At 50.5% G+C, this 11,014-nt stretch carries 9 protein-coding genes, 2 tRNA genes and 2 pseudogenes; 6 read left to right on the plus strand and 7 right to left on the minus strand.

Translation table 11 applies throughout. From position 1 onward, the window contains the following. Positions 1 to 210 precede the first annotated feature (210 nt). Positions 211 to 2,889, plus strand: coding sequence for a bifunctional acetaldehyde-CoA/alcohol dehydrogenase (gene adhE, locus BFV64_RS12910; protein ID WP_023330573.1), 2,679 nt, complete (start codon positions 211 to 213; stop codon positions 2,887 to 2,889). Between the two features lie 64 nt (positions 2,890 to 2,953). Here the strand turns inward: adhE and tdk are convergent, their stop codons facing one another. Continuing rightward, positions 2,954 to 3,568, minus strand: coding sequence for a thymidine kinase (gene tdk, locus BFV64_RS12915; RefSeq protein WP_045135478.1), 615 nt, complete (start codon positions 3,566 to 3,568; stop codon positions 2,954 to 2,956). Positions 3,569 to 4,118: 550 nt separating this feature from the next. On the opposite strand from tdk, the gene hns reads away from it, so the two are divergent. Next, positions 4,119 to 4,532, plus strand: a complete 414-nt coding sequence (gene hns / locus BFV64_RS12920) for a histone-like nucleoid-structuring protein H-NS (RefSeq protein WP_008502781.1) — start codon at positions 4,119 to 4,121, stop codon at positions 4,530 to 4,532. 200 nt (positions 4,533 to 4,732) lie between these two features. Here the strand turns inward: hns and galU are convergent, their stop codons facing one another. The 5 genes and pseudogenes from galU to rssA form a co-directional block, all read right to left on the minus strand. Beyond that, the gene (galU, locus tag BFV64_RS12925) at positions 4,733 to 5,641 is read right to left on the minus strand and encodes a UTP--glucose-1-phosphate uridylyltransferase GalU (protein WP_014884167.1); all 909 of its coding nucleotides are present in this window, start codon (positions 5,639 to 5,641) and stop codon (positions 4,733 to 4,735) included. A gap of 200 nt (positions 5,642 to 5,841) precedes the next feature. Then, a pseudogene (locus BFV64_RS24260) lies at positions 5,842 to 6,012 on the minus strand (two-component system response regulator RssB); the annotation flags it as partial. Positions 6,013 to 6,026: 14 nt separating this feature from the next. Further along, a protein-coding gene (locus tag BFV64_RS12930) for an IS1 family transposase (protein WP_223216367.1) occupies positions 6,027 to 6,724 on the minus strand; the annotation gives its coding sequence in 2 pieces (ribosomal slippage) (positions 6,027 to 6,475 and positions 6,475 to 6,724; 699 coding nt in all). A gap of 55 nt (positions 6,725 to 6,779) precedes the next feature. Beyond that, positions 6,780 to 7,631 (minus strand): annotated as a pseudogene (gene rssB, locus BFV64_RS12935) (two-component system response regulator RssB); the annotation flags it as partial. Positions 7,632 to 7,722: 91 nt separating this feature from the next. Beyond that, complete coding sequence (rssA, locus tag BFV64_RS12940) at positions 7,723 to 8,625, minus strand: patatin-like phospholipase RssA (protein WP_023330575.1); 903 nt, start codon at positions 8,623 to 8,625, stop codon at positions 7,723 to 7,725. 114 nt (positions 8,626 to 8,739) lie between these two features. Here rssA and BFV64_RS12945 point away from each other — a divergent pair, with 114 nt between their 5' ends. The 4 genes from BFV64_RS12945 (at position 8,740) to BFV64_RS12960 (ending at position 10,448) form a co-directional block, all read left to right on the plus strand. Then, positions 8,740 to 9,198: a YchJ family protein gene (locus BFV64_RS12945; RefSeq protein WP_023330576.1), complete on the plus strand. Its 459-nt coding sequence runs from the start codon at positions 8,740 to 8,742 to the stop codon at positions 9,196 to 9,198. Between the two features lie 46 nt (positions 9,199 to 9,244). Beyond that, positions 9,245 to 10,087 carry a formyltetrahydrofolate deformylase gene (gene purU, locus BFV64_RS12950; RefSeq protein ID WP_014884171.1) on the plus strand — a complete coding sequence of 281 codons (843 nt, stop codon included), beginning with the start codon at positions 9,245 to 9,247 and terminating at the stop codon, positions 10,085 to 10,087. Positions 10,088 to 10,243: 156 nt separating this feature from the next. Beyond that, positions 10,244 to 10,328: transfer RNA gene (locus BFV64_RS12955), tRNA-Tyr, on the plus strand. Between the two features lie 35 nt (positions 10,329 to 10,363). Continuing rightward, positions 10,364 to 10,448, plus strand: a tRNA-Tyr gene (locus BFV64_RS12960). A gap of 84 nt (positions 10,449 to 10,532) precedes the next feature. Here the strand turns inward: BFV64_RS12960 and BFV64_RS12965 are convergent. Beyond that, entirely contained in the window at positions 10,533 to 10,976 is a 444-nt protein-coding gene (locus BFV64_RS12965) for an Lrp/AsnC family transcriptional regulator (RefSeq protein WP_032636269.1), read from the minus strand. Positions 10,977 to 11,014 lie beyond the last annotated feature (38 nt).

Consider the following 11,014-nt stretch of genomic DNA (forward strand, 5'->3'; position numbering starts at 1 on the left):
GAGTAATCTTGATTACGCCCCCCAGGAAGGTCACCTGTCAAAAAGGGATGATGCTAAGGTAAGGCTCTTTTAGTAAATTAGTGTGCTGGAGCATAAAGTAACCCATTGTTTTACTTTATGTAACGCAAGTCGTATTGGCACTGTCTATACTGTCTGACGTATCGAGCGCTGGTTTACTAAAAGAGTTTAAAACATTATCAGGAGAGCATTATGGCTGTTACTAATATCGCTGAACTGAACGCCCTCGTCGAGCGCGTTAAAAAAGCCCAGCGTGAATATGCCAATTTCACCCAAGAACAGGTTGATAAAATCTTCCGCGCTGCCGCTCTGGCTGCTGCAGATGCTCGAATCCCTCTCGCTAAAATGGCCGTTGCCGAATCTGGCATGGGTATCGTTGAAGATAAAGTGATCAAAAACCACTTTGCTTCAGAGTATATCTACAACGCCTATAAAGATGAGAAAACCTGTGGCGTGCTGTCTGAAGACGACACCTTCGGCACGATCACCATCGCTGAACCTATCGGTATTATCTGCGGTATTGTTCCAACGACTAACCCAACTTCAACGGCTATCTTCAAATCTCTGATCAGCCTGAAGACGCGTAACGCAATTATCTTCTCTCCACATCCACGTGCAAAAGATGCGACCAACAAGGCAGCAGATATCGTTCTGCAGGCTGCGATTGCCGCAGGCGCACCAAAAGATCTGATTGGCTGGATCGACCAACCTTCCGTTGAGCTGTCCAACGCACTGATGCACCATCCTGACATTAACCTGATCCTGGCGACCGGTGGTCCTGGCATGGTTAAAGCTGCATACAGCTCCGGTAAACCTGCCATCGGTGTTGGCGCGGGTAACACCCCTGTTGTTATCGACGAAACTGCTGATATCAAACGTGCCGTTGCTTCTGTACTGATGTCTAAAACCTTCGATAACGGCGTTATCTGTGCATCTGAACAGTCTGTTGTTGTGGTTGATTCCGTATACGACGCTGTACGCGAGCGTTTCGCCAGCCACGGCGGCTACCTGCTGCAGGGTAAAGAGCTGAAAGCGGTTCAGGACATCATTCTGAAAAATGGCGCACTGAACGCCGCTATCGTAGGTCAACCCGCCTATAAAATTGCTGAACTCGCAGGCTTTACCGTTCCGGCAACCACCAAGATCCTGATCGGTGAAGTAAAAGTTGTCGACGAAAGCGAGCCGTTTGCTCACGAAAAACTGTCTCCTACGCTTGCCATGTACCGTGCGAAAGATTTCGAAGACGCGGTAGAGAAAGCCGAGAAACTGGTTGCCATGGGCGGTATCGGTCACACCTCTTGCCTGTACACCGACCAGGACAACCAGCCTGAGCGTGTTGCTCACTTCGGTCAGATGATGAAAACTGCCCGTATCCTGATTAACACCCCTGCTTCTCAGGGTGGTATCGGTGACCTGTACAACTTCAAACTCGCACCTTCCCTGACTCTGGGTTGTGGTTCCTGGGGTGGTAACTCCATCTCTGAAAACGTTGGTCCGAAACATCTGATCAACAAGAAAACCGTTGCTAAGCGAGCTGAAAACATGTTGTGGCACAAACTTCCGAAATCTATCTACTTCCGCCGTGGCTCTCTGCCAATCGCGCTGGATGAAGTGATTACTGATGGCCACAAGCGTGCGCTCATCGTGACTGACCGTTTCCTGTTCAACAACGGCTACGCTGACCAGATCACCTCTGTTCTGAAAGCGTCTGGCGTTGAAACTGAAGTGTTCTTTGAAGTTGAAGCTGACCCAACACTGAGCGTGGTGCGTAAAGGTGCTGAACTGGCGAACTCCTTCAAACCAGATGTGATTATCGCTCTGGGTGGTGGTTCCCCAATGGATGCCGCGAAAATTATGTGGGTTATGTACGAACATCCAGAAACCCACTTCGAAGAACTGGCGCTGCGCTTTATGGACATCCGTAAACGTATCTACAAGTTCCCGAAAATGGGCGTGAAAGCGAAAATGATCGCCGTCACCACCACTTCCGGTACGGGTTCAGAAGTTACGCCATTTGCAGTAGTAACTGACGATGCAACCGGTCAGAAATACCCACTGGCTGACTACGCCCTGACCCCAGATATGGCTATCGTTGATGCCAACCTGGTTATGGAAATGCCGAAATCACTGTGTGCCTTCGGTGGTCTGGATGCCGTGACTCACGCTCTGGAAGCTTACGTTTCTGTTCTGGCATCTGAGTTCTCTGACGGTCAGGCTCTGCAGGCACTGAAACTGCTGAAAGAAAACCTGCCAGCGTCTTACAACGAAGGTTCTAAGAACCCTGTAGCGCGCGAACGTGTCCACAGTGCAGCCACTATCGCCGGTATCGCGTTTGCGAACGCCTTCCTGGGTGTTTGCCACTCTATGGCGCACAAACTGGGTTCACAGTTCCACATTCCTCACGGTCTGGCGAACGCCCTGTTGATCAGCAACGTTATCCGTTATAACGCCAACGACAACCCAACCAAGCAGACGGCTTTCAGCCAGTACGACCGTCCGCAAGCGCGCCGTCGTTATGCTGAAATCGCTGACCACCTTGGTCTGAGCGCACCGGGCGACCGCACTGCTGCGAAGATTGAGAAACTGCTGGCATGGCTGGAAAGCCTGAAAGCTGAACTGGGTATTCCTAAATCTATCCGTGAAGCAGGCGTTCAGGAAGCTGACTTCCTCGCTCACGTAGACAAGCTGTCTGAAGATGCATTCGATGACCAGTGTACTGGTGCTAACCCGCGCTACCCACTGATCTCCGAGCTGAAACAGATTCTGCTGGATACCTACTACGGTCGTGAGTTCAAAGAAGGTGACGTTGCTGCTGTGAAAACAGAAGCACCTGTCATTAAAGCTGACAAGAAAGCGAAGAAAAGCGCTTAACTGACAGCCTGATGAAAAAACCCGCCTTCCAGGCGGGTTTTTTTATGTCTGAATACCAAAGAGGTTATTTTCTGTTGTCGTGCTGAATCGCCGTCAGAGAGCCGACTGACAGCGCTTCTTTATAATGCTTACGACAGACCGAGACATAGCGTTCATTGCCGCCTATCACCACCTGCTCCCCATCTGCATAAGGTTTTCCGGCCTGATCGAGTCGAAGCACCATGCTGGCTTTACGTCCGCAGAAGCAGATAGTTTTCAGTTCCACGAGCTTATCTGACCAGGCGAGCAGATACTGGCTCCCGGCGAACAGCTCCCCGCGAAAGTCCGTACGCAGCCCGTAGCACAGGACGGGAATATCCAGCTCATCCACCACTTCAGAGAGCGCATGAACCTGTTCACGCGTCAGGAATTGGCTCTCATCAACCAGAACGCAATGAATAGGCTCTGACGCATGCGCAGCGCGGATGTCATTCAGCAGGTCAGATTGCGGGTTAAACAATCTGGCTGGCGAAGACAGGCCTATTCTTGAACTCACCTTTCCGGCACCGAAGCGGTCGTCGATTTCAGCGGTATAAACAACGGTACGCATCCCTCGTTCCTGGTAATTGTATGAGGATTGCAGCAGTGCGGTAGATTTGCCGGCATTCATTGCCGAATAGTAGAAATAAAGCTGTGCCATTGGCCGTAAAACCCTAATCAATGTGTAATATTACCGATGATTCATTGTACCATATTTTGTCTGGTCTTCCGCGACAGGCCGCACAGAAGATGCCTTGCTGAAAGGTGTAAAACAGCTACTTCTGACGAAAATAATCCGTTAAAACAGAGAGTAAAGATAAGCTCATTTGTGAATATGTTATAGGGTGAGCCAAACATAACACTTCTTTTTATAGTGGCATCAGCGTTCATTAAAATTCACTATTTATTAACTATTCCTGCCTTAACACCCCAGCCTGGAACTAATACAAAAGGCTGATATTTATCCGCCGAAACTATAATTCCTGCGGTAAATGTCACAAAAAAAAGATGCAATCGGCGGGGTTAAGCAGGTTAACGTGATTACAAGCGACACACAGACGACGAGGAAATTTAAGTTAGCGTAATTAATAATAGTGGCTTAATTTAGTATTTTTTGAATTCCTTACATTCCAGGCTATTGCACAACTGAATTTATGGCTCTATTATTAGGACAACAAACCACCCCCCATTATAAGTTTGAGATTACTACAATGAGCGAAGCACTTAAAATTCTGAACAACATCCGTACTCTTCGTGCGCAGGCAAGAGAATGTACCCTTGAAACGCTCGAAGAAATGCTGGAAAAATTAGAAGTTGTAGTTAATGAACGTCGCGAAGAAGAAAGCGCTGCTGCTGCTGAAATCGAAGAGCGTACTCGTAAACTGCAGCAATATCGTGAAATGCTGATTGCTGATGGTATCGATCCAAATGAATTGCTGAACAGCATGGCTGCAGCTAAAACCGGTACCAAAGCAAAACGCGCTGCGCGTCCAGCTAAATATAGCTACGTTGATGAGAACGGCGAAACTAAAACCTGGACTGGCCAGGGCCGCACTCCTGCTGTAATCAAGAAAGCTATGGATGAGCAAGGTAAACAGCTGGATGACTTCCTGATCAAGGATTAATCACGCCGAATTCAGAAAAATCCCGCTTCTGGCGGGATTTTTTTTGGCCGCAATTTATTGCAAACATCCTCTTACACAACGTCATAAAGCGTTATTCATCGATATAGCTATGCTTACAATCAGGCACCCCGGGGCGTTTTATGGGCATAAAAAAACCGGTGGGCAACGCCACACCGGTTTCAGACATTTACACCGGGGGGTTATTTCTTAATACCCATACTCTCATTGAGCCAGGCTTTAAATTCTTCACCCAGTGAATTGTGGCGAATGCCATATTCAACGAAAGCCTGCATATAACCGAGCTTATTACCGCAGTCATGGCTCTTACCTTTCATATGGTAAGCCTCAACGGTCTCTTTCTCGATCAGCATATCGATAGCATCCGTCAGCTGGATTTCATCCCCTGCGCCTGGAGGCGTTTTCGCCAGCAGAGGCCAGATTTCAGCACTCAGGACATAGCGACCCACAACCGCCAGATTAGAAGGCGCTACGTCGGCTTTAGGCTTCTCTACAACGCCAACCATAGGTACGCTTTCGCCGGGTTCAAGGTTAACGCCTTTGCAGTCAACCACGCCGTAAGCCGTCACGTCATCAACAGGCTCAACCATGATCTGGCTGCTACCCGTTTCATCGAAACGCTTGATCATCTCTGCCAGGTTGTCCTGGGAAAGATCGGATTCGTATTCATCCAGAATAACGTCAGGCAGAATAACCGCTACCGGCTCATCACCGACAACCGGGTGTGCACACATCACCGCGTGACCCAGGCCTTTAGCCAGCCCCTGACGCACCTGCATAATGGTGACGTGCGGAGGGCAAATAGACTGGACTTCTTCTAACAGCTGACGCTTAACACGTTTTTCCAGCATGGCTTCGAGTTCAAAACTTGTATCGAAGTGGTTTTCGATAGAGTTTTTTGATGAATGCGTAACCAGCACAATTTCAGTGATGCCGGCTGCAATACACTCATTGACGACATACTGAATTAATGGCTTATCAACCAGAGGCAACATCTCTTTAGGAATCGCCTTAGTTGCTGGTAACATCCTGGTCCCCAATCCCGCTACCGGGATGACGGCCTTTCTGACTTTCGAATTTAGGGCAGCCATTCAAATTCTCCTGATTTGTTCAAGTTTTGAACTTTTATGCAATAAATAACGCGTTGAGTATATCAGCCTCGCCCTGCAGTCCGGGTCTGAAAAGAACGCGTTGCCGATCAATTAGGACAAATACGCATGATTCTGGGCTGCGATAGTAGCACTCCCGAGAAAACAGAGGTAAAGCAATCTTAAAATTACGCTCCAGTTGCTTATTCCGTGGACAACATTAAGCGTAGCCTTCCCCCAGCCCCCCAAATTTGGCACTGCCATGAGGAACAACGGTGACTAATTTGATTAAGATACGCCGTACCCAGTGTTCCAAGCGGTACACCGTTACTCACCTGAATATGGTGTTCACCCGTATTCAGTGACGCATTCAGGTAATGACTCCAACTTACTGATAGTGTTTTATGTTCAGATAATGCCCGATGACCTTGTCATGCAGCTCCACCGATTTTGAGAACGACAGTGACTTCCGTCCCAGCCTTGCCAGATGTTGTCTCAGATTCAGGTTATGCCGCTCAATTCGCTGAGTGTAACGCTTGCTGATTACGTGCAGCTTTCCCTTCAGGCGGGATTCATACAGCGGCCAGCCATCCGTCATCCATACCACGACCTCAAAGGCCGACAGCAGGCTCAGAAGACGCTCCAGTGTGGCCAGAGTGCGTTCACCGAAGACGTGCGCCACAACCGTCCTCCGTATCCTGTCATACGCGTAAAACAGCCAGCGCTGACGTGATTTAGCACCGACGTAGCCCCACTGTTCGTCCATTTCAGCGCAGACAATCACATCACTGCCCGGCTGTATGCGCGAGGTTACCGACTGCGGCCTGAGTTTTTTAAGTGACGTAAAATCGTGTTGAGGCCAACGCCCATAATGCGGGCGGTTGCCCGGCATCCAACACCATTCATGGCCATATCAATGATTTTCTGGTGTGTACCGGGCTGAGAGGCGGTGTAAGTGAACTGTAGCTGCCATGTTTTACGGCAGTGAGAGCAGAGATAGCGCTGATGTCCGGCAGTACTTTTACCGTTACGCACCACGCCTTCAGTAGCTGAGCAGGAGGGACAACTGATGGAGATGGAAGCCACGGGAGCACCTCAAAAACACCATCGTACACTAAATCAGTAAGTTGGCACCATTACCCGCATTCAGACCTGCTGAAACGAGGATAAGATTTTTTAAACCGCTATGGTAATAACCCACCAGCAGCGGGAACTGTCCCGGTAAATTGGCCTGACGAAAAAGCTGGTTTACTTGTTTGAGTAAACTGCCTAACTCAGGAAGCCGTTGTCCCTGATGCGATAACTGTTCCTGCAATAAACCGTTAAATAGCGCACGAAGTAACAACGCGGCTAATACGCCATTATCCCCTGCACGGGTTACGTCCAGAGAATAAAACGCGAGATCAGAGTCAGACAGTGGCGCAATATCCAGCACCAGCCCAGGCTGGTCAGCCGCCACCAGCTGGCGATAATTTACGCGGCAGTGTGAAATAGTCTGCTGAACGGGTGGCTGAAGTTCTTGCAACAGTTTGGCTGCCGCAGGCGGATCACTTACCAGCGCGTCCCAGTCCTGGAAAAGACGTTCCTCTTCCTCAACGCGGGAATTAAACATATTCGGATAGAGGCACGCTAATACCGTTTCACGTAACCGGTTCAGATCTTTAACGGGTTTAAGCAGGATATCCTGGACGCCAAGGCGCAATGCTTTGGCGATATCCGCCATATTTTCTGTCGCAGAGATCACCAGAATGGGCATCTGGTCACCCTCGTTACGCAGATGTTCAACCAGTTTCAGTCCGTTCATGCGCGGCATCGCGATATCGCAAATCATCAGATCGGGCGCAATGCTGGTCATTTTTTCCAGCGCGTCGATGCCATCTTCAGCCAGTAACGTGTTTGCGCCCAGTGAGGATAACCATGAATCCAGTAGCGATCGGAAAACGGGCTCGTCTTCAACAATCAAAATGTGTTTTCCGGCCAATGGCTGCGTCATGGTTCCTCCCCTGGCTGATAGTTACTAAATAGTGGCATGCTATCGGTACTATCGCCTGTCAGATTTTGCTGAAGTAGTCAAAAAAAGGTGCTTAACGTGCTGTTCGCACAAATGGCAGCAACTCGTCTATTTTCTTTTCGACGGCTAATGAGCCCGCTGCGATGGCGGCCTCAGCCCGATGGAAATCAAGGGTAGAGATTTGTGGACAGTATGGCTGAATAAGAATATCCGGAGGATCGCCAGCCATACGGTTACGTTTAAGGCGATTCTCAAGAACCTGAATAGAGGTGGTCATGATTTCCATCGCCGTCGGTGCGGCGACCGAGCGTCGTGCGGCCAGACGCCCAATTCTTCCGCGCAAACGCGCGTGCCAGGCAAGCTTCTCGCCTTCGGCATCTTCGCTCTGGAGATTGACCGGCATAAGGTCTTGCTGCATCAGGTGAGCATCGTGCTGCAAATCCACGGCAATCACGATATCGGCCCCCATGGCACGCGTCAGAGAGATGGGAACAGGATTAACGACGCCACCGTCGACAAGCCAATAACCGTTATGGGGGACAGGTGCCATAAGCCCGGGAATGCTGCATGAGGCACGCACCGCAAGGTGAATATCTCCTTCGGTCAGCCAGAGTTCGCGTCCGGTGCTGAGATTCGTCGCGACGGCGCCGAAAGGCATCTGACAATCCGTGAAGTCCTGAAGAGGCATAACCTGGCGGAACTGGTTAAAGACGCGTTCGCCGCGCAACAGTCCACCGCGTTGCCAGGAGAGATCCATCAGGCGAAGCACGTCCCAGTAGCTGAAGGAACGTACCCAGGTTTCGAGTTCCGGGAGTTTGCCGCACGCATACGCGGAGCCGACAAGCGATCCTATGGAACATCCCGCAACGATATCGACGTCAACGCCCATCTTGTTTAAGGCATTAATCACGCCGATGTGGGACCATCCCCGGGCTGCACCTGAGCCCAGCGCCAGTCCAATTTTAACCTTTCTCATTAGCCCTGTTTTACTTCCCCTGGATTCCTGACATAGCGTCAACGCAACAGCTCAGTTAACATAGTGCTACCCGAGGCGTTTAACGCCCTTATTTTTTATTCCAGGAAGAGAATCGTGTCTCAACTCTGCCCCTGTGGTAGCGCTCTGGAGTATAGCCTATGTTGCCAGCGATATCTTTCTGGCAATCAGGTTGCACCGGACCCGTCACACCTCATGCGTTCACGGTATACTGCTTTTGTGATCAAAGACGCAGACTACCTGATAAAAACCTGGCACCCATCCTGCCACGCCGCCGACTTCAGACAAGAGATCGAAGCCGGGTTTACGCATACCCAATGGCTAGGACTTACCGTCTTTGAATCGTCACCCGGCAGTCACGACGACGAAGGCTTTGTCAGCTTTGTCGCCCGCTTTACCGAGAACAATAAACCTGGCGCCATTATCGAGCGTTCCCGGTTCTTAAAGGAAAGCGGGCAATGGTATTATATTGACGGTACGCGCCCACAGTTTGGTCGTAACGATCCCTGCCCTTGTGGTTCAGGTAAAAAATTTAAAAAGTGTTGCGGGCAGTAACGCCTGACAACCCAGACTTCGCAAATACAAACAGGATTTCCCGGCGATGCAATCATTACAACGTAAAGTTCTGCGCACTATCTGTCCCGATCAAAAAGGGCTGATCGCACGAATTACCAACATTTGCTACAAACATGAACTGAATATCGTGCAGAACAACGAGTTCGTTGACCACCGTACCGGTCGTTTCTTCATGCGAACCGAACTGGAAGGTATTTTCAACGACACCACCCTGCTTGCCGATTTGGACAGCGCGCTGCCGGAAGGTTCGGTGCGTGAGCTGAATCCAGCGGGCCGTCGTCGCGTTGTGATTCTGGTGACGAAAGAAGCTCACTGCCTGGGCGATCTGCTAATGAAAGCCAATTACGGCGGTCTGGATGTTGAAATTGCCGCGGTTATCGGCAACCACGAGACCCTGCGCACGCTGGTTGAACGGTTTGATATTCCGTTTGAACTGGTGAGCCATGAAGGCCATACCCGTGAAGAGCATGACAACCTGATGGCTGAAGCCATTGAAGCGCATAATCCGGACTACGTGGTGCTGGCGAAATATATGCGCGTGCTGACGCCCTCTTTCGTGGCGCGTTTCCCGAACAAGATCATCAACATTCACCACTCATTCCTGCCAGCCTTCATTGGTGCCCGCCCTTACCATCAGGCGTACGAGCGCGGCGTGAAGATCATCGGCGCGACCGCGCACTACGTGAATGACAATCTGGACGAAGGCCCAATCATCATGCAGGACGTCATTCACGTGGATCACACCTACACGGCTGAAGACATGATGCGCGCAGGCCGCGACGTTGAGAAGAATGTGTTAAGCCGTGCGCTGTATCAGGTGCTGGCACAGCGTGTCTTTGTCTACGGTAACAGAACGATTATTCTTTAATCGACAATGAAATGAACTGGTTAGCTTTCCAGCTTTCCGCGTAAAAATCAGGCAACCAGTTTATTTTTATTGTGGTAACGCTTTACAGGGGCGTGTCATTTGATATGATGCGCCCGCTTCCAGCAGGAAGCGGGCCAGTAAATAGCATTACCCCGTGGTGGGGTTCCCGAGCGGCCAAAGGGAGCAGACTGTAAATCTGCCGTCATCGACTTCGAAGGTTCGAATCCTTCCCCCACCACCATCTCTCAGCATTACCTCAAAATGTGAATTACCCCTGGTGGGGTTCCCGAGCGGCCAAAGGGAGCAGACTGTAAATCTGCCGTCATCGACTTCGAAGGTTCGAATCCTTCCCCCACCACCATCATTTAAAAAAATCATCACAGAACCGAACTTAGCCCACTTTTGTAGGCCGGGTAAGGCGCAGCCACCACCCGGCGACAGGCAGCTACATCGGTGGCAATCGTCGCTTCACCGGCGAACTCTTCACAATCGACGTATTACACTGCGCATGTTCCGCCAGCCCGTCCAGCAACACATCCAGTTGCTCTATCGAGCGCACCACCAGCCTGATCACGAAGCAATCTTCCCCGGTCACTTTGTCGCTCTCAATACACTCCGGCATCGCCTGAATGTACTTATCCACTTTATGCAGCAACCCAGGCAGCGGCCGCACGCGCACCAGCGCCTGCAGCGTATATCCCAACGCCGCCAGATTCACCCGCGCACGATATCCCTGAATCACACCGCGTTCTTCCAGCCTTTTCAGCCGTTCTGCCGTGCTGGGTGAGGTCAAACCGATACGGCCACTGAGCACCTTCAGCGACATGCGCGCATCTTCAACCAGGCAGGTTAATATGTGTCTGTCGATCTCATCGAGAAGGTTTTCCATCGATTTTGCCTCATTTTAAAAAGTCATCACTCTCTTTC

The organism is Enterobacter kobei (assembly GCF_001729765.1).
Taxonomy (GTDB): domain Bacteria; phylum Pseudomonadota; class Gammaproteobacteria; order Enterobacterales; family Enterobacteriaceae; genus Enterobacter; species Enterobacter kobei.